The organism is Vallitalea sediminicola (assembly GCF_054408565.1).
Genome location: NZ_BTPT01000022.1, coordinates 17420 through 39424 on the forward strand (window position 1 = coordinate 17420; position 22005 = coordinate 39424).

14 protein-coding genes are annotated in these 22005 nt (G+C 29.1%); 4 read left to right on the top strand and 10 right to left on the bottom strand.

Annotated features, from left to right (window positions below; translation table 11 throughout):
* Positions 1-17: 17 nt before the first annotated feature.
* A complete protein-coding gene (locus ACX6CF_RS09820; RefSeq protein ID WP_458785150.1) occupies positions 18-1118 on the top strand; it encodes a C40 family peptidase in 1101 nt (366 codons plus the stop codon).
* A gap of 125 nt (positions 1119-1243) precedes the next feature.
* Here the strand turns inward: ACX6CF_RS09820 and trxB are convergent, their stop codons facing one another.
* The 5 genes from trxB to ACX6CF_RS09845 form a co-directional block, all read right to left on the bottom strand.
* Positions 1244-2170, bottom strand: a complete 927-nt coding sequence (gene trxB, locus ACX6CF_RS09825) for a thioredoxin-disulfide reductase (RefSeq protein ID WP_458785151.1) — start codon at positions 2168-2170, stop codon at positions 1244-1246.
* A gap of 30 nt (positions 2171-2200) precedes the next feature.
* Complete coding sequence (locus tag ACX6CF_RS09830; RefSeq protein ID WP_458785152.1) at positions 2201-3130, bottom strand: tetratricopeptide repeat protein; 930 nt, start codon at positions 3128-3130, stop codon at positions 2201-2203.
* A 73-nt stretch (positions 3131-3203) separates the two neighbouring features.
* The gene (locus tag ACX6CF_RS09835; protein WP_458785153.1) at positions 3204-5126 is read right to left on the bottom strand and encodes a hypothetical protein; all 1923 of its coding nucleotides are present in this window, start codon (positions 5124-5126) and stop codon (positions 3204-3206) included.
* A gap of 43 nt (positions 5127-5169) precedes the next feature.
* Positions 5170-6765 carry a DUF342 domain-containing protein gene (locus ACX6CF_RS09840; protein WP_458785154.1) on the bottom strand — a complete coding sequence of 532 codons (1596 nt, stop codon included), beginning with the start codon at positions 6763-6765 and terminating at the stop codon, positions 5170-5172.
* Positions 6766-6923: 158 nt separating this feature from the next.
* Entirely contained in the window at positions 6924-7742 is an 819-nt protein-coding gene (locus ACX6CF_RS09845) for an AraC family ligand binding domain-containing protein (RefSeq protein WP_458785155.1), read from the bottom strand.
* Between the two features lie 133 nt (positions 7743-7875).
* Between ACX6CF_RS09845 and melA the strand changes: the two genes are divergently transcribed.
* Both melA and ACX6CF_RS09855 read left to right on the top strand, forming a co-directional pair.
* A complete protein-coding gene (gene melA, locus ACX6CF_RS09850) occupies positions 7876-9174 on the top strand; it encodes an alpha-galactosidase (protein ID WP_458785156.1) in 1299 nt (432 codons plus the stop codon).
* A 252-nt stretch (positions 9175-9426) separates the two neighbouring features.
* Entirely contained in the window at positions 9427-10044 is a 618-nt protein-coding gene (locus ACX6CF_RS09855; protein WP_458785157.1) for a DUF624 domain-containing protein, read from the top strand.
* Positions 10045-10069: 25 nt separating this feature from the next.
* On the opposite strand, the gene ACX6CF_RS09860 is transcribed toward ACX6CF_RS09855, so the two are convergent.
* From ACX6CF_RS09860 to ACX6CF_RS09880, 5 genes are all read right to left on the bottom strand, one after another.
* The gene (locus ACX6CF_RS09860) at positions 10070-12949 is read right to left on the bottom strand and encodes a PAS domain-containing hybrid sensor histidine kinase/response regulator (RefSeq protein ID WP_458785158.1); all 2880 of its coding nucleotides are present in this window, start codon (positions 12947-12949) and stop codon (positions 10070-10072) included.
* 46 nt (positions 12950-12995) lie between these two features.
* Positions 12996-15014, bottom strand: a complete 2019-nt coding sequence (locus tag ACX6CF_RS09865) for an ATP-dependent helicase (RefSeq protein WP_458785159.1) — start codon at positions 15012-15014, stop codon at positions 12996-12998.
* Between the two features lie 174 nt (positions 15015-15188).
* Complete coding sequence (locus tag ACX6CF_RS09870) at positions 15189-17378, bottom strand: glycosyl hydrolase family 65 protein (RefSeq protein ID WP_458785160.1); 2190 nt, start codon at positions 17376-17378, stop codon at positions 15189-15191.
* A gap of 293 nt (positions 17379-17671) precedes the next feature.
* On the bottom strand, positions 17672-18883 hold the full coding sequence (locus tag ACX6CF_RS09875) for an HD-GYP domain-containing protein (RefSeq protein WP_458785161.1): 1212 nt from the start codon (positions 18881-18883) through the stop codon (positions 17672-17674).
* Between the two features lie 122 nt (positions 18884-19005).
* Complete coding sequence (locus ACX6CF_RS09880) at positions 19006-20625, bottom strand: putative manganese-dependent inorganic diphosphatase (protein WP_458785162.1); 1620 nt, start codon at positions 20623-20625, stop codon at positions 19006-19008.
* A 249-nt stretch (positions 20626-20874) separates the two neighbouring features.
* Here ACX6CF_RS09880 and ACX6CF_RS09885 point away from each other — a divergent pair, with 249 nt between their 5' ends.
* The gene (locus ACX6CF_RS09885) at positions 20875-21966 is read left to right on the top strand and encodes an HD-GYP domain-containing protein (RefSeq protein ID WP_458785163.1); all 1092 of its coding nucleotides are present in this window, start codon (positions 20875-20877) and stop codon (positions 21964-21966) included.
* Positions 21967-22005: the final 39 nt, after the last annotated feature.

Here is a 22005-nt window from a genome sequence, read left to right on the forward strand (position 1 = left end):
CATTAGGAGGTTTAATTATGAAAAGGCGAGGCATCAAGCAAGTTACTCTAGGTATATTAGGAGGATTGGTTTTAACACTTAACGTTAACGCTGCTACTGTAGGTGTTGTTAATGTAAAGAATCTTAACGTTAGAAGTGGCCCTAGTACCACCAGTTCTATAGTTGATCATGTTCATTTGGGTGAAAAACTAGAAATCATTTCTACAAATGATAACTGGTTTAAAATTGATATTGATATGTTAAGCAATGCATATGTACATAGCAATTACGTTAACATTGATAATTCCAGCAAATCAAAAGTTGTAATAACTAAAGCTGAACTTAGAAACTCACCTAATCTGTTAGGTAATGTATTAGCAACTATTGATGTAGGACAACTAGTCAGCATAGAGTACAAAACTGGAGATTGGTTCTATGTTAGTACCAGTCAGGGTAAAGGATATATACACATAAATAGCTTATCTGAAGCTAAATCTTCAGATTCAAAATCCTTATCCACATCACCGGATACTCCCGAAAAGGAATCAAAAAGAGTTGCTACTGTAAACACAAACATACTTAATGTTAGACAACAACCATCTATTAATTCTAATAAGATTGGTAAGGTCTATCGTAATAATACTTTTGAAGTATTAAGCGAATTAGAAGATTGGGTTTCTATTAAAATATCAAACGGGTCTACTGGTTATATATATAAAGATTATGTAGTTATTTCTGATAAAGAAACCATTACAGATACAGATACTTCAAGCTTAAGACAACAAATAGTTAGTTATTCAAAACAATTTTTAGGCAACCCTTATGTATGGGGTGGCAATAGTTTAACAAAAGGTGTGGATTGTTCTGGTTTCACACAACAAGTAATGAAAAAATTTGGTATAAGTATAAGTAGAACTTCCAGATCACAAATTAATAACGGTTATAGAGTGTCAAAAAACGATTTATTACCTGGCGACCTTGTATTCTTTGGATATCGTAATAAAATATCCCATGTAGCTTTGTATATTGGTAATAATCAGGTTATCCATGCAAACAACAGAAAAACTGGAATCATCATTAATAATTTAAGTGATTCAAGACTATTACCTTATATAGGTGCCACTAGAGTTATTAAATAGCTTAACCCTCCGCTTTTTCATAAAAAATATTCTTTATTATGTAAGTAATAAAAAATAATACATAATAGTATAAGGGGACTGTTTCATTACAGTCCCCTTTGTAGTATAATTTTATAGATTATTATTTAAAAATTTTCGAGAATATATCTTTCGGCAGCATATACGGATGTTGCTCCGTCAGCGGCGGCTGTGATGATTTGTCTTAGAGTTTTTTGTCGTATATCTCCAGCAGCATATACACCCTTGATACTTGTTTCGCAAGATTCACTGGTTAATACATAACCTTTTTCATCACATTTTACTTTGTCTATAATAAGTTGTGAGTTAGGTTCTGTACCAATTCCAATAAATACTCCATCAATATCTAATTCTGATTTTTCTTTAGTTTTATTATTGTAAATAGATATTTTCTCTACTTGATCTTTTCCGATTACTTTATTCAATTCTGTGTTCCATAATATTTTCAATTTATCTTCATCATGTTTCAATAAGCTATCCTGTAATATTTTCACTGCTCTTAGCTCATCTCTTCTGTGTATGAGATATACTTTTTTACACATTCTCGCTAAAAAGATTGCATCTTCTACAGCTACATCACCACCACCTACTACTGCAACTTCCATGTTTCTGAAGAAAGCACCATCGCATGTAGCACAATATGATACACCTCGACCAGTGAGTTCTTTTTCACCTTTTACTCCTAGCTTTCTCCATCTAGCACCTGTAGCCATAATTATAGTTTTTGATTGGTATTCATTACTAGTTGTCTTAACTACTTTTACTGTCTGGTCTAATAATAAATCAACAACCTCTTCCGACTTAAGTTCTACACCTAATTTTTCTGCATGTTCTCTCATTTTGGTACTAAGTTCAAAACCTGTTATATCTGGGATTCCTGGATAATTATCAACTTCATAAGTATTGATAACTTGACCACCTGGAACATCTTTTTCTAATACCATAGTCTTTAACATGGCCCTCTGAGCATAGATTGCCGCTGCCATACCAGCCGGACCAGAACCTATTATTATCAAATCATATATATCTGTCATTCAAATCACTCCTTAAGTAGATTTTACCATTTAAACAATAGCATCGCTTTCTTCTAACATACACCTTATAGAAGCTGAGTAATTAATCAGGCTCTGTAGATCTCTATCATTTTGAACGTATTCTGCCATCTTGGGATGCAACCTAAGTACATCTAGAATATCTTTCTCAGCATCATCTATTAAATCCAATTTCATATAGCAACAAGCTCTATTATAATATAGGAAAACCGAATTTTCATTGTACGTTATCCCATCAGTAAATACTACAACAGCTTCTTCGTATTCCTCTTCATCCCTATATAATACTCCTAAATTCAAATAAGAATAGGGATAGGTCTTATTATATTTTATTGCCTGTTCATAATACTTTTTAGCTTGGTTATTTTTTTCCTGCTTAGACATCAGTACGCCCATATTGAACAAAACCATATAATGTTTATTATCAATATTTAGAGCTTTTTTCATTAAAACTAACGCCTTATCAATTTCATCTCTTTGCTCATAGATGGAACCTAAGTTAATGCACGCCCAAAAATCATTTGGATTAATATCTAATACTTGATTATAATTCTCAATGGCTTTTTCAATTTCTCCTAAGTAATCATATGCATAAGCAAGGAAAAAATAAGCTTTTGAATAATAAGGGTCACATTCTATGGCTTTTTTGTAATAAGGTATTGCTTCTTCAAAGTTATCTTTATGGTCATGTAAAATCGCAATTCCATAATATGCTCTTGCCTCTGAATCATCATTAGCTAGAACATCCTTATATACTCTAAGTGCATTATCATAATCATCTAACTCATCATATATGATAGCAATATCTAATAATAATTCAATATCATTATTTTTACCATAATCATAAGCTTTATTAAAATAATATAATGCTTTAAATAAATTATCTTCTTCATAATATTTTTTTCCTAAAATAATAAAATTGTCTATATGATATTTTTTCATAATTTCTCTCTTTCGTAAACATCTTTATGTAAAGTATTTTAGGATATTAAGATTCACAAAAAGTACCTATAAATTATGAATAATTTGCAACAAATTCTTCAAACGAGTTAAAATCCTTGCCATAGTCATATTGTTTACAACAAATGTTTTCACCAAGTATCCTTTTAATATCATTTACAGGTTCTTTTTCAAAACTAATAACAAAAATATTTATATTATCTACAGGATATACTTTTTCAAACTGTTTTTGTAATTCATCAATATTTATTCGTGTAAAAGTAAATTTCACATTCATACTTATATGTATAATCTTCAATTCCAAATAGAATTCTTCTGCTTCAATTACATCCTGTTTCAACTCATCTAAAAATAAAACTTGATAGTCAGGTTTATACTGTTCTATTGTCTTACTATGTGTTATAAATTGATATATAATAGGTGCAATATGATTAGCAATAGACTCTAAAGTAATAATATTCTCTTCGTCTCCTAAAATCTTATCCTTAATTGCTAGTATACCAATAACACCCAAAAGTTTCAACTCATTCTCATCGACAAATATTGGCACAAATAAAGCTCCACTATAAGTATTATTAAAACACTCAACTAGTTCAGGAGCAAAAGTATTTTCTACATCAGCTTCACTATTTAATATTATTTTTTCTCCTAATTTTAATGGTAATAATTCATTTTGAAATGGTATATATGTTAAGTTATCATCTATACTTATTGACCTTAATATATCAATTCCATCTCTATCATTGTCATATAATCCTATAAATCCACTAGTAACTCCGAAAAAGACACTGAGAGTACTTAAAGTCAGGTCAATAACTTGCTCAATATTACTAGCAATATTTATATTTTTCATTAATTGATTTAATTTAACCAATCTAGTTAATTTATTATTTATTATTTCCTTCTGCATATTGATCTTCCCAAAATTCTTAGCATTATTAATTGCTATATATGTAGATGAAGCTAAACTTTCAATTAATTCGAATACACTTTTTTCATATTTGTTACCATTAACTTTTGGTCCTAATGTAACAAATCCAACTAATTTATTCTTTTTCAAAAGGGATACTACATAGTTAATTTTAATATCTTTTAATAACTCTCTTGAATCATCAAACAAACCATAGAATTCGTTTTGTTGTTCTTCATTACTCATATCCGTTAATATTCTAATCTTGGTATCCTTCATAGATTTAGTAGGATATAAGTTAATAAACATGACTAGATTAGAATTATAAACGTCCTTCAAACTCATTAATTTATAACTATTGCTAATAGAATCATATAAGAAAAAAGTCGTGAAACCACTTTGTGTAAGTTCTGAAAAAGCACTTATCGAAAGTCTATATAAAGCACTCAAATCCAGTTGTGTCAACAATGCCTTTGATGAATGATTAATTGCAAATAGGTTAAATAATTTTTCATTCAGCTGTTTACTCACATTCTCTAATTCTTTGAAATATTTATAATTAGACAAGGAGGTTGAAAATAAATTCATTAAAGCATTGGCAATGATTTCATCATCCTCTAAAAATTTATTATTGTCTTTATTAACAAAGATAAATCCATATAGTTCACAATCCATTATCAGAGGTATTATAAAATTACAATCAAAATCACTGAATACATCTTGCGGAAAATATGCCTTAAGTTTATATTCTCTTAATAATCCACTATGATATTTAATTATTTCATCAAAAGTTTCATTATATTCAATAGTATAATGTCTCTTATTATATCCATTAACCTGCATAAGTTTATATTCATTATTTTTTCTGATAAATACAGCTATTCGATCAGGCAATAGTAATTCATTTGTAAATTCATATATGTATTTTTCTATGTGATCTAAATTGAACTTTTGTGAGAAAAATTCAATAGCATGTATTAAGCCTGTATATCTATATACCTTTTTACTGATATCTTCATTTTTCCTATGGTGCTCAAGTATATTATACAGCATTTGTTCATAAGCCATATTTAAGTACCTTCTTCCTAATCAACATAAAGGCAAGTCTAATTTATGCCTTAATAAGTTCTTTATTTAATACATAGAATGTTGTTGGTGTGTTAGAATATTTATTACAATGAGTACTACATGATTTTATGTTTATTGATACATTAGGATATAGGCAATTAGTTATTTTTATTTCTCCTTCGCCTTTTGCATGTAAATAAGAAACATATTTTTTCTGCTTGTTGTATAATTTTTTTAGGGTATCTCTATAATACTCAAATTCATCATTCAATTTATCAAAATCTGCTTTTTGGGAATCATTAAGACTGGCAGCTGAATAAATTGATAATTTTTGTTTTAATAATGATATTTTCTCTTTTACTTTTTTGATTGTTACGATAATTGTATCGTATTCTTCTTTTATCTTGTTTCTCTCAAAACCTGTAACTGTGATCTTGGTATAGGATTCCGTTCTATTACCTATTTCTCCAGCTTGAACTTTTATGCTGGCTTCAATATTCCCACCGATAATTCTGCTTTTGTACGATTCAAGTTTAACTTCTTTGGCTTTTATATTACAATTGATTGCATACGAACCAATATTTACAGTTCCATCACATATTATCGTACATTCTGAAGCGAACTTGGTATACAGATCTCCATTACATATGAGTTTAGCTTTATTTTTACCGGCTATTCCGCCTCTTATATAGATACTGCCATCTCTACTTTCAATAGTATCTACACTGCCTACACCCATATCTCCCATTACTTGAATATCGTGGTCTGCTTTAACTATAAAGTTATCTTCTATAGAATTTTTTATATCAACAAAACCATCAAAATCAATATTACCTGTTTTAAATGAAACATTTCCATCTATTTCTAAGCAGTTACATACACCTATGATGTTGTTTTGATATATAACTGCACCTGTTCTTCTTGCACATAAAATAGTTTTATCTTCTTTGGCCTCATATTTTTCAAATACAGTTTTTTTATCATATTCAAGGTTAACCTGCCTACCAGGTTGTGCTGGGATTATTTCTCCCCATACTGTCTTTCCAGGTACCCCTTCTTTGGGTTCTAGTCTTTCACCAAGCCAAGCACCTTTTTCTACCTTATTTATCAAGTTAAGTTCATAGTGATTAACGGTTTCATTTCCGATTATTTGTGGTCTTACTTCTTCAATTTTATATAATCTAATCTCTGCATCGTTTCCTCTAGTCGGAAGTACTCCTTGGGCTATCTGAATTCGTTTTAACGGTTGAATAATATTAACTATATCATGTACATCAATACCATATACTATATTGGAATATTGTATGGCTTGCATAACTATTTCAACTAGTCCAGCTTTATCTCTGCTGTCGAATTCTTCTCTTGTCATATTAAGTGTTACATAACCTTTTAATCGATCTTTACTTACCGATAGCTCTACTAATGGTTTCTTAATACCAATTTTAATTATTTTACCAGATGCTACTGAAATTGCAGAAGTAAGAGCAGAAAAGCAGGTAAGATTAATACGCGGATATTGTAACATGATATTATTAAAATCATTTAAGTTATATCCCTTTTCGAAAACTCTCACATAATATTGTTCTTCTTCTTCTATCAACTCAAAGTATTCGTTAGAATATATCACATTACTGAACAAATTAATCCACCCCATCATTTACTATTTTTAACCATATTATATAACTTTTTCTACATTAATTGCAATATTAGTACAAAATTAAATTAAAAAACTCCTTATGATATATCGGCAACTACTTATTAATACTTAACAATAAATCTTTAATATTTTTTAAGATTTCATTTTTTTTTATTTATTTGTATGGAATCTCTATAATATTTAGGCGATAATCCTTTATATTTTTTAAATATTTTTGAAAACATCAGTGGATCATTGTATCCTACTGATCTAGATATTTGTGAGATAGTTAGTCTTGATGACACCATCAATTCACAAGCTTTATTAATTCTATAATTTATGAGATACTGTTGTGGTGACATACGTAATTGTTGTTGGAATAGAATATATAAGTAACTCCTATTAAGAGATAAATATTTCGCAATATCAATAATTGTTATGTTTCTTGAATAATTAGCTTTTATATATCTTATAGCTTCTTCTACATAATTGTTTTTAATTTCTTTTTCTTCATCTATATTTTGACTTTCTTCTATCATCTTGCCTAATAATAAGTATAGATATCCTAATAAATTGAAATCTTTACATACACTTAATTGATTGGAATCATTCAATTGTTTAATTATTTCCTGTATACCATCATTCTCAAAACTAAATATGAGATTGGTTTTATTTAGATTAGTTTTTTGTAAATACTCTTCTGCTTTTTTACCGCTAAAACCAACCCACATATAAGTCCACGGGTCTTCTTTGTCAGCTTTGTAGTATGTTATAACATTTGGACATATCAAAAAAGCATTTCCTTTACTTAATTCATATATTTTGTCTCCAACCTTATAGATACCTTTTCCTTTGATTATAAAATGGATAAGATAATGGTCTCTGATAGCTGGTCCATATGAGTGACTAGACTTACATACTTCTGCACCACTGTGATAAAATATTAAATCTGTACTATACGCTTTATAATCATATTGCATGATATATTACCTCTTTTAAATTATTATATTTATAGCTATACAACATTTAACCATGTTATTAAAACATTATACCATAGAATATATGATATAAACCAGCTATATTATTATTATAAATCATATAGGAGGTTTTAATATGCCAAAAATTACTTTTCTAGGTGCAGGTAGTACTGTATTTGCTAAAAATGTATTAGGAGATTGTATGTTATCAGAAGCTCTAAGAGATTCTCATATAGCTCTATACGATATCGATGAAAAAAGATTAGCTGAATCAGAAACAATGTTAAAAACCATTAACAAGAATATTAATGATAACAGAGCAGAAATTGTATGTTATAAAGATAGGAAAGACGCTCTAAGAGATGCTGATTATGTAGTAAATGCTATACAAGTGGGAGGATACAAACCTTGTACAGTTACTGATTTTGAAATTCCAAAAAAATATGGTCTTCGTCAGACAATCGGAGATACTCTTGGAATAGGCGGTATATTCAGAGGACTTAGGACAATACCTGTCATGTTAGATTTTGCTGAAGATATGGCTGAAGTTTGCCCAAAAGCATGGCTTCTTAATTATACCAATCCCATGTCCATACTAACATTGGCCATGTCAAAAGCTACAGATGTCAAAACAATTGGATTATGTCATAGTGTTCAAGCTTGCGTCCCTCATTTATTAAAAGACCTTGGTATGGAAAAAGATAATCTTCAATGGAAAATAGCAGGTATCAATCACATGGCATGGTTACTAGAACTTACTAGCAATGGAGTTGATCTATATCCAGAAATCAAGAAATTAGCTTCTGCTCTAGACACACCACATGATAATATGGTACGTCTAGAAATCATGAAACAATTCGGTTATTACGTAACTGAATCTAGCGAACATAACGCAGAATATATGCCTTATTTTATAAAAGATAAATATCCTGATTTCATCAAAAAATATAATATTCCTTTTGATGAATATCCAAGAAGATGTGTTGAGCAAATTTCCAACTGGGAAAAACAAAGAGATGAACTCACAAAGGATAATACTCTTAGTCATAAACGCTCTAATGAATATGGCTCATACATAATGGAAGCAATGGAAACTAATATTCCTTATACTATTGGTGGTAATGTAAAAAATACTGGACTTATTCCTAATCTACCATCTGACTGTGTAGTTGAAGTTCCTTGTCTTGTTAATAGTTCTGGAGTCACTCCATGCTATGTAGGAGAATTACCAATGCAATTAGCAGCTCTTAACAAAACCAATATCAACGTACATCAACTGACTGTTGAAGCCGCATTGACTAGAAAAAAAGATTATATCTATTATGCTGCTATGCTTGACCCACATACTTCAAGCGAATTATCTATTGATGATATTAAAAATATGTGTGACGATTTGATAAAAGCTCATGGAAATTGGCTACCAGAATTTAAGTAGATTAACCAAATTAATTTTCCTGATACCGTAATATCCATCATTATTAACAATCATATTTATAACATGTACAAATTATACAAAAAAACTTCCAAAGTTACATGATTTTACACATTGAAATTACATCAATACATATGATAATATTATTGATAATAACTTTATACTTACAACAAGTATTACTAATTATGTCTTGTTGGTCCAATAATACAATTATAGAGTTACTATTTCAAAAATATACTAAGCGAGGGATACATAATGAACTTTTTTAATATTGATGGACCGTTTCAAAGAATTGGAAGTCTAGTTTTTGATATTATGGTATTAGGTCTTTTATGGACATTTATTTCTATACTGGGTTTTGGAGTAACTATAGGTGCTGTGACAACTGCTTTATACACTAGCGTATATTTCAACATAGTAAAAGATGAAGGATATGTATATAAAACATTTTTCAAAACACTCAAGAATAAATTCCTTAAGTCAACTATTGTATGGCTAATACTAGTTGCATTATATGTACTAATGTACTTCAACATTACTTCTATTACTGGAGGTTTTCTTGATATACAATGGTTATTACCAGTTTATTTCAGTTTGACTATTGAATTATTATTTATAACTTTATATATCTTCCCTCTAATGTCTACATCAGAATTAGGTATAAAAAAACTATTTAAATATTCTTTTATACTTGCTAATAAACATTTACCAACAACATTATTATCTGTTATAGTAACTGTAGCACTATTAGCTTTACTTTATATGATAAACAACGTACTTTTAATAATAATATTAGCACCTATTCAATGTTATCTATTATCAAGGTTAATCACAAAAAAAATATTAACCCAATATGATACAAAAGCATGGTAAAAATTATACTGGATTATGCGAGAACCTAACCTCTCACATAATCCAGCATCTCCCTAATCTTCAAAGACAACTCCTCAATATTAATAGGTTTATTAATAAATCCTACTATCTTGTCAGTTATCCCTTTATCCATCCTATCAAAACCATATCCTGATAAAAATCCGACTCTTACATCCTCATTAATATTATAAAACTCATTAACTAATTCTTTCCCGCTAATATTAGGCATCACAACATCCAATAAAACTAAATTAATATCACTTATATGATTTTTATAATAATAAAGAGATTCAAATCCATCACCAAAAGTTATTACCTCATACCCTAGCATTTCAATCATCTCTTGTAATAAATCCCTAATCATCTCTTCATCGTCAACAACCAATATCTTTTCTACACCCTTTATTAATCTTTCTTCTTCATTCACTGGAATATACTCTCGCTCATCTAATACTGGTAATTTAATAGTGAAATCTGTTCCAACATCAATAACAGAATTAACACTTATATATCCCCCATGATTCTTTATAACTCCAAAAGCCATGGCTAAGCCCATTCCTGTTCCTTTACCAATATCTTTTGTAGTGAAGAACGGTTCAAATAAATGTTTTTTAACCTCTTCACTCATACCTATTCCTGTATCAGAAACAATAGTGACTATTGTAGGTTTTTGTTTTTTAGTATCTATATTCTTATCACAATCCCATTCCATGACATTGTAAGTTTTAAATATCAGTTGTCCTCCATTAAGCAAAGCATCTCTAGCATTAATCCCTATATTAAGTATTGTGTTTTGAATTTGACTTTCATCCCCTAATATCATATGCTTTTCAGCTTCTAGGGATGTCTCTATCCGTATCTTTTTGTCTATACTTCTTTCTAGAATTTCTACTACACTTTTAATGATACCATGTAAATCTATAGGTACTAATTTATAATCAGATTCTCTTGAGAATGTTAGAAGTCTATTTACTAGTGACGCCGAATTATTGGAACATTTTTCAATATAATCTATGTATTTCATACATTCTTTTCTTTCAGCGTATTTGGTCTTAATAATAGATACAGCTCCACTTATAGCCATTAATTGATTATTGAAATCATGAGCGATTCCTCCAACCAATTGACCAATAGCGGATAATTTCTCTGTTTGTCTTACCATATTTTCTAGATTTCTTTCATTTGTTACATCTCTAATGATTAGTATAATTTGATTCTTGCCAAATTTATGCATTATTATTTCTAATATTTTTCCTAATCGTCTAGAATACTGTTCTATCCTACTTTGATTTTCTCCATTCTTAAGCATATCGTTTATTAATGCTATCCAATACTTTTCATGAGTAATGATATCTTTTATTCTTTTACCTTGTATTTTTTCTAATTCTAATATTTTATTTAATGAACTATTAATTTCTATACATTTGTAATCGCAAATATTATTATCATCCCCATATTGAATTTCTAATCTAGCATATCCATTCACCATAGTTTCAAATAATGAACGATATCTTTTTTCACTATTGTATAGCTCTAATTCCGATTGTTTACGTCTTTCTATACATTGATTAATTCCAACCATTCTAAGAGGCAATCCCTCCTCATCTTTCTCTACTACAGAACCTGTCCCCATGTACCATTTATAATTACCAGTAGCATCTTTAATTCTCCATTCACATAAAAATACTTGTTCTATATTTTCAAAATGCTTTTGTAACTCTTTATTAATAATTTCTAAGTCTTCTTCTTTTATACAATTAAAAAATATAGTTCCTTTACCGTTGAATTTTTCACTATTATACCCTAATGATATAGCAAACATAGGGTCTATATACAATTCATTAAGATTGATGTCCCACTCCCACCCATATAAATTAGCACTACTTACCGCCATCTTCAACCTTTTTTCCAGTTTATGAGAAGAATATATTTGTTCTGATATATCCTCTATCTGAACAAAATAACCATCTGGTTGTAGCTTATTAGTACCAAGTATGTTTATCTTAACTTCCAAGAATTTTTTTTGCCTGATATTATTGTTGATCAAATTTTCATTGCTATCATCATTGAGTTGGAACTCCACACGAAAACTTACATCATTTCCATCCTTCAATTGTTCCAAACTCCTATTAGCGATATTGAATCTATCAAATAGATTAGAGCCTATTACAGTATCATGATTTTCTATCTCAAACATCTCAAGACATATGGGATTAATGATAATCAGTTCTGCTTTTGCATTATAAAGTTCAAGTCCAACGGAAGAAGCATTGAATATACTTTTTATATTTTCGTTATCATATTTATAATCCATATTCATTTTATATATATAAGCAATTATAAAAAGCGCTTCGGAAAAAATAAAGAAGATACGGCTTATTGCATATAACGTCATATCAAAATCAAAAACCTCATATAATATAGGACATACAAGATTAAATATTCCCCATACAATTAAGAAACTACCCATTAGTAGATTATGATTTTTTTTGGACTTGAGTAGCCGACAACCTATATATGATAATAATACTCCTATATATATATTCAGAACAATTGAATAATCTCTATTAATTATTTTTGTGAAGATTATAACCCCAATGACAATAATAAATGCCCACAACCATATTTTCCTACCTTTTATAGTTATAAACACTTCTGTACTTAGTATAAGTAGAATATAACTAATATCTAGAAATAATATCCCTATTAGAGTACGATCCTGTATGGCTAGACCTTTAAATATAAAACCTAAAGCTAAAAATATTATAAAAACAATTATTCCTTTAATATAATAAACTAGATATTTATCTTTTTTCCCTATCTTTAAATATATACAAATAAAAATTAATAGCCACGCTAAGCTTGTAACAATACTATAAATATTTACTACTCTTATTACGTCCATTAGCTACACCTCGATCAATAAAATATTAATATATACCCCTATAAAATTATTCATATTTTATTAAATTATTTTGCATGCAGAATTGAATATTTAATTTTATATTTCGTTTTTTTTCGAAATCAACTGTGACTGATTTCTTATTAAGTTTTGTAACTATCCCTTTACCGAATTTTTTATGGACTATGATACTTCCGGCTCCTATTTTAGTCGCAAAATAATCATATATTTCATCTAGAAATCTTGACTGTACGGCTGGTTCATCGTATCTATTATTGATATAAGATATATATAAATATTCTTTTGCCCTTGTCATACCTACATAGAATAGTCTTCTTTCTTCTTCAATATCTTTATCTCTATTAGATTTTTCATGAGGTATCAACCCTTCAACTGCACCTACAATCCAAACAATGCCAAATTCTAATCCTTTGGAACTATGCATAGTTGTTAATGTTATGGAGTCTTTATATATGTTTCTATTATTATCGCTTTCTTCCATCAATTTTCTATACTCTTCAATATGATTAAACCATTCATGTATTGTTTCAAAATTCTTGGTACTTTCCCCAATTTCATTTAAAATTTCTATTAAACCTTCAATTCCTATTTTTCTATATGCTGCATAATTATTTAAGTAACCATCATACCCTATTTCTTTTCTTATATATTTAATTATATCATAAGGCTTGCTTTTTTTTATTACTTGTAAATGATATTGTAGTTCATCCAACCTATTAATCATCCACTCTTTTTCCTGTGAATGCTTATATAATCCTTCCCATATGTTGTCAGAGTATTTCTTTGATATTTCAATAGCAACTTTACTTATGTACCTTTTAGGTTTATTGATTATTCTTATCAATGCCTCTTTGTCTTTTATATCCAGCGCAAGTTTCATATATGAAATCATATCTTTTGCAACCCAATGATCATATATGATAGCTGCTTTATCCCTTACTACGAACGGTATGTTCATATCAAGAAATATATCAATTATTGCTCTGGATTGAATATTGGTTCTATAGATAATTGCAATTTCAGATAATGGTATATTCTTTTGCTTACTTAGTTCCAATATGCTATCAGCAACTGTCTTTGCCTCATCTCCTATGTCTTTTGTTTCTATAAGGTTCAACTGATTACCATCTTTGTTACTGGTAATCATATCTTTTATATATCTCTTATGATTGTTTTTTATTACGCTTCTACTTACTTTTACTATGTTTTTAGTGGAACGATAATTATTATTCAGAACTATTTTTTTTGTATCTCCATATTCTTCAGGAAAGTTCAGCAAAAATTCCGGTTTGGCTCCTCTAAAACTATATATGGATTGGTCATCATCCCCTACAATGAACAAATTATCATCAGGCTTAGCTAATAATTTTATAGTCTCATATTGTACTCTATTTATATCTTGAAATTCGTCAATAAGTATGTATTTAAATTTTGATTGCCAAATATTTAATATTTTATCGTTCTTACTAAGCAAATTATAACATTTAATTAACATATCATCGAAATCAATTGCTTTCTTTTCTCTTTTATAAGCTTCATAGAGACTGTATATCTTATAGAAATCTTCATTAGAACAAGATACCGCATTATAATATTTAACATTTATCAGTTCATTTTTTATCAAAGATATTTCCGTCATTATTTGATTAATAAATTCATTTTCATCTTCATATTCAATTTCCAACTGTCTAACAATTTCTCTAAATACATCTAATTTTTTATTTTCCATTATTATCTGACTGACATTCAAGTCATAATAACTTTTTAATATGCGAAAAAATACCGAGTGAAATGTACCAAAAAGCACTTTTTTACCAGCATTGCTGTCAGATAAATTTTCAAATCTATTTTCCATAGTGATCGCAGCAGCTTTTGTAAAAGTAATTACTAAAATATTGCTTGGATTCACATTATATTCTTCTATCAAATTAATTATTCTATGAGTTATAACCATTGTTTTACCAGACCCTGGTCCAGCCAAAACCATCATAGGACCTTCATTATGAGTTACTGCTTTTTTTTGATTACTATTTAATTCATGCCCCATCAACATTCCTCCTTGATCTTACTAATTATACCATATATCGTAATTATATAAAGTTATGTGACAAAATATGAAAAAGTATTGGGTACAAAAAAATAAAGGTAGAGTTTTCAAAACTACCTTTACATACATAAAACACTATATTATATTAGCTAAAATTCTGAAATAATACTTCCTTTAAACCTCTTTAATTATTTTAGTACCATTTTTATCAACTGTAACTTTATATGAAATATTTTTCCACATGATTTTGAAAGAAACTTTTTCCCAACTTTCTGGCATAGTATAAGATTTTGACATAGGCATTTTACAATCATTTATCAACGCATTATCAATACCAGCTACAGTATGCATTATAAATTGATATATACAACCGCAATTAGCAATGTGAATACCATCTTGGGCACCATTCCTAGTACTATCAAAATCTAAGCTTAATGAGTATTTAAGGAACTTATGAACGTGTTCCTCTTTACCTATCCATCCAGCTACAATAGCATGATTTATAGGTGATAAAGATGAATCATGAGTAGTTATTGGTTCATAATATTCATAAGTATTTTTAATCTGATCAATTGTAAAATCTGTTTTAAACAACATGGCAAGTGATAAAGAATCTGCTTGTTTTAGAACCTTTGAACGATATAATTTTTCATGTGTCATATACATGCCGAAAGGTTTTGTTTTATCTTGCCAAATATTTTCAATGTCTACATCAGCATAATTATCAAAATTTTCACTTTGGGGAATATATTGAGTTCCTTCACAATCAGGGAATATCAACTTTTCAGCGACTTCCTTAAAATCTGATAGCTCGTTATTATGAAATTCTACTTTATCACAAAGTTTTTGAAATGCAACTACATCTGTTTCCTTTAGCAATTCCATTATATAATAAGCAGTTTCCAAATTAAATTTTACAAGGCGATTTGTAAAAGTATTATTGCTGTTGAATGCAGTATATTCATCAGGACCCATGACATTGAAGAGATTATAATTTTCGTTTTTATCCATATCTACTCTATCAAGCCAAAATCTTGCTGTTTCTACAATAATCTCTGCTCCATAATTTTTCATAAACTCTATATCATCAGTTGCCTTAAAATAATGCCAAATTCCATATACAATATCTGCTGTTATATGTATTTCATTATCTGCATATTCCCATAATGAGCATTGTTCTGTTCCTGTTGTGGCAGATTGCCAAGGATATCTTGCCCCTTTACAATTATAGCTTTTTGCATTTTCTTTTGCACCCTCTAGTGTATTATATCGATACATCAAAAGATTTTTAGCTACTAAGGGATTTGTGTAAATATAGAATGGAAGCATAAATATTTCACTATCCCAAAAATATCGTCCATAATATGCTTCACCTGCAAATCCTTTTGCACATATTGATGAACGATATTCACTTTCTTCTTTACATCTTAATAGATGGTAGATAGAGAATCTTACCCCTAGTTGATCATTATCATTTCCTTCAATTTCAACATCGCTTCTATCCCACAGACTTTCCCAAACTTGACTGTTTTCTCTATAGAGCTTTTCATAATTTTTCTCTAACTCGTTTTTGATTCCTATATCTCCCTTATCCATATCTGTATAAGAAAAACTCTTTTTAATAAAAGTAATTTCTTCATTTGTTTTGAGTTTATATTGAACACTGAATCTATTGTCTTTTATATACACTTTTTCCTTATCACAAGTTAAAAAAGATGATTGGGTAATAGTATTGCCCATATCGCTTTTACTCACTACAGTTATACTATCATCATTGCATATCGTTCCCACGTCAACAAAATGATTAAATCCATTGGTTGTAACATTTGTATCAATACCAGATGAAATCTCAATATTCGCATCTCTATTTTCAGCTTTATATGTAATCTTTTGTACAAATAGATGTTTATTGTTTTTACTTGGGAAACGTTCATATTTTGCTTTTATGATACTTCCACTTTTAGTATTAAAAGTAAAAGTCCTAGTTAAACAACCATTTTTTAAGTTTAGCTCCATATTGAAATCAGAAATATTACATCTGTTCATGGATAATTTTTCACCATCAGCAAAGAGATTGAAATCCATAAAATATGGCAGATTTATAATAACCTCATTCAGTTGCGGATTATTCCCCATGATTATTGGAATATATGTACCCCATTTTGAAATTGCACATCTTTGTTTTTCAGTTGTTACACTCTTAAATTCTCTTGTATAAATTTCACCTTGTTCTTCCCCGTCAATACCCTCTTCAAATGTGGCTCTTAAAAATAGATACCCATTACCTTGACAAAAAGCACCTTCAAAATGTTTATTGTATTTAGCATCAAAATCATTTCTGAATATTTTAAAATTCTTTTCCATAATTAGATTCTCCCTTTAGAGAACTAGAAACAGTACTGATAATTCACAAGTAGCTAAAGTTAAATCTAGTACTCTCATTTTCTTAAGTATATATATAAATAGCTGCAAAATTAATAGGTTACTTTTTCTTTTCATTGTTTTATTTTTACTTTTATTTTAATTCATTAGAATTTAGGTATATTTTTTGTTTTATTTTTACCTAATTTGTTTCATTTTTACCTATAATCCTATATTTAAAGTAAAAAAATAAAACCCTTATCCCTTCAACAGGAAGTGGGTTTTGATTATCTCATTTATGCTAGAAATACAGTATCAATATCTTCTACAATTCCACCATCTATTAATCCGTCAGCTACCATACCTCTTAAGATGGACATGCTTTTTTCATGTGTAAGCCCTTTCCTATAAGGTCTTTCTTCCATCAAGGCTTGGTAGATATCTAAGCACATAATTAATCTAGAATTAAAATCCAATTTATCCCCTGTTAGTCCGAATGGATAACCTGAACCATCTAATTTTTCATGATGATTACACGCCCATTCTGTAATATCTTCAAATCCAACTAGATTTGATAAACTTATTCTACTGTAATATGTATGCTGTTTAACTATATAGAACTCACGTTCATCTAGTTTTCCTTGCTTATCTATTATTTCATTACTGATAGCTAATTTTCCTAAATCATGTAAGTTAGATGCTATTTTTAATTTCATTATCTCTATATTATCTTTTTTATAATATTTTCCCATGGTTTCTGCTTTTGCTGCTAATCCTTGTGAATGTCTTAATGTAAAAGCTGATTTATTATCAATGATTAATGAAAATATTTTAGTTACTTGTTCTAATTCTTCCCATGACATAGTCATATTGATATTGGATATGGTTCTTGATATGGCCTTACAGATAAAATTGTCATTAAGATCCAACCAAAAGCTGGATTTTTTACTTACTTCAAAAAAAGCTTCAACTATCATTGGTGAAAACAATTTCCCTGACTGTTCTTTTACATACTCATTTATTTTACACATCTTAGTATAATCAGTATTATTCAGGTTAAATACATTATCTAAACGATCTCCGAAGAATATCAACTGAGACATTAATGGTATTTCATCCATCTTTTTTCCAAAGAATCCTTTTCCATCATATGTTTCATGATGATATTTAATGACGTTGGTAACATCTGTCAAGAAAGGATAATCCGCGACATTTTCTTCGCCTATTGTACAGTGCTCCTTTACGTTTTCCAACATCTTTTTTCTCTTACTCCTCTTAATGCCAGCAGTTTCTTTTAACATATATTCTGTAACTCCATTGTCATGAAGCACACAACATGCAACTAAATCGAATCTTTCTTCATCCTTCATATTAAGTTGTTTGCCAATAATATTAGCTATATATGCAACCCTCTTTGAATGGTTTGAAGTAACTCCTAATATGTCCATTTCTACAAAATCCAATGTATACGATAATGATAATAAAAGTTTGTTTAAATTAATTTCCATGATTGAAACCTCTCTGTTTACTGTGTTAGTTATTATATATATAGGTAGAATTAAATAATCATTTTAGTACAAATAATTATTCATAGTCAATAATCTGCTGTATATTTTGTTAATTGATTGTTTTATAGTTTAGCTGCATTCATTAGCATAGGTACTACTTGTTTTTTTCTAGAGAATACATTTGGTAGGAATATACTTATATCTTCTTTATCCATTTTAAAAGCGTTTTCAGATATCCATCTTTCTTTTCCTACAGCAAGAATTTCCGTACCACCTACAACGATATCAGTTATCATCAGTACCGCTAAATCAATATTTTCCATCTTACATATTTTGTCCATTTCGCCAGATATATCATTGAATATAGTATAGAATCCTGCAAAGTCTCCAGTATTTATCTGTGATATCATTACTTTATATCTACCAAACATAAATTTCTTCATATCATTGTTAATAATATTTTCTGGTGTTTCTTCACTCAAGGATGACCCTGCTGTAATAAGTTTCATACCATATTTATTTAGATCTACACCTGCTACTCTGCTTAACTTTTCCCCTATCCTTTTATCTTCTTTTGTACTTGTTGGTGATTTAAATAATAATGTATCAGATATTATTGCACTCAACATAAGTCCTGCCATCTGTTTTGTTATGGTTATATCATTTTCTTCATACATCTTAGCTACTATGGTACATGTACAACCTAATGGCTCGATTCTAAAATATAGAGGTGTCATTGTCTGAACATTAGCTACTCTATGATGGTCAATAACTTCTACGATCTCAGTTTCTTCGATTCCTTCTATTGATTGACTTTTTTCATTATGATCCATTAATATGGCTTTTTTCCTGTTGATATCTATTAAGTTACTTCTTGAAATCATACCTTTTATGAATCCTGATTCGTCAACTACTGGGAATCTCATATGTCTTGAAGTCAACATATTGTTTTTAACGTCATCTATTGTTTCGTAAGTAACAAAATATTCTAGAGCTTCTTTCTTAACCATAGTTTTTATAGGTACACTATAACCAATCAATTTTACTATTTCATACACACTGTACTTAGTAGTCAATATTACTCCTTCATATGAATCTCCGCAATTAATTTTATCATTTTCATTATAATTTCCTAATATTATACAACAATTATTGGTCTTGTATTCACTAATAATATTTGTCTTGCGATCGGCTATAACTAAATCATCTTGATTTAATTCTATATCTCCAGTTAAATCAGATGCCAGATAAACATTTCCAGTAATATTATTATGTTGATATTTTCCTACTAGAACCTTTGCTCTTAATTCTGTTATTATATTTATAAACGGGGTATTTAAATCTTTTAAGACAGTTTTACTAGTCATCTCCAAGTATGGAGGAACAATATCTGAAATAGATACTATGCCTATCAATCTTTCATTTTCATCAACTACGGGAATGGAACGTCCCGTTTTACTTATAATTTTCTCTAAAGTCTGTTTAACAGTATCTGTTTCATGAGCTACAACTGTTTTGGGTAGATTAAGGTCTGATACTTGGGGATTAAGACCCTTTAACAATATAGGTTGATCTACATTAAAATAATTAAGAGCATATGCCGTCTCTTTATTTATTGCTCCTAATCTAGCGGCTATATAGTTATCATGACCTAATTGTTTTTTTAGATTTTCATATGCTATTGTAGAGCATATAGAATCCGTATCTGGATTTTTATGACCGAATATATATATTTTGTTCATTTTATCTCTTCTCTCTACTGTATTTAAGCTATTAACTTTTGTCAGTCAAATTATCAGAAGAAAAGCTTTATAAGCTAGTCCTTAGATTAATTCTACCAAAATAGTCCATCATGTGCAATTACAATAAATAATTATATGCAATAATTTGTTATATAATAGAAATATAGCCCTATTAATGATTAAAATTATTGGAAAACTTATATATATTTGATATAATGTATTTAAGTTAATATATTCGGGGGTGAGGTTGTGACAAATTATACCGTAAAACAAATTAACGCAATAGATGCTACTGAAGGAATGGTTTTAGCTGAGGACGTTATATATTCAAATGGGTTACTGTTATTTCCAAAAGATACAACACTAACAGATAGGCATGTTCTAAAGCTCTCTTTATATGACATTAGGTCTGTACATATAAAAGATTTTATAGAAAATGCCACTTATACTAAATCTCCCATACAACGTGAACTTACTCCACAGCAGATTAGAACCAAACAGAATTTCATCAAATTCAGTAAAGATTATGAAAAACAAGAAACCAAAGTTAAAGACAATCTTAATCAAATTAGCGATGGTAAGGGTGTTAAGATTACAGATTTGTTTACAATAAGTTCAAATCTAGTAAATGATCTTGGAACACAGAGCGATTTGTTCAGCCATTTATGCCATCTCAAAACTTCTGATGATTCTACATATACCCATTGTCTTAATGTATCTATGTTATGTAATATATTTGCACATTGGCTTCATTTTGACGATTCAGAGATAGAAGCTTTAACTGTAGCCGGGCTTCTCCATGATATAGGTAAAATGAAAATAGACCCAAAGATTCTAAATAAGCCTGGGAAATTAACCTCAGAAGAGTTTGAAATTATTAAACAACATCCAAAAATAGGTTACGACATGGTAAAAGACAGGGATTTGGATGAAGGTATCAAACAAGCTATTTTACTTCACCATGAAAAGATGAATGGTTCGGGTTATCCCTTCGGTTTAAGCTGGGATAAAATTCATCCCTATGCAAAAATAGTTTCCATCGTAGATATATACGATGCTATGACATCAGAACGTACTTACCATCAACGTTATTCTCCTTTTAAAGTTATAAAAATATTCGAGGAAGAATGTTATGGTGTTCTAGATACTCACTACATGTATAATTTCTTAGAACATATTGCTCATAATTATATTGGAAGTATTGCAAGGTTATCTACAGGTGAAGAATGTGAAATTAAATTTATCCACAAAAAATCGCCTTCAAGACCTATTGTTGAGGTTGATAACGTTTTAATAGATCTGGAACAAGAAAGTAATATTTTTATTGAAGAAATATTGTAAGAGTACCTATATTATATTTACTTTTCATTTGATTTATAT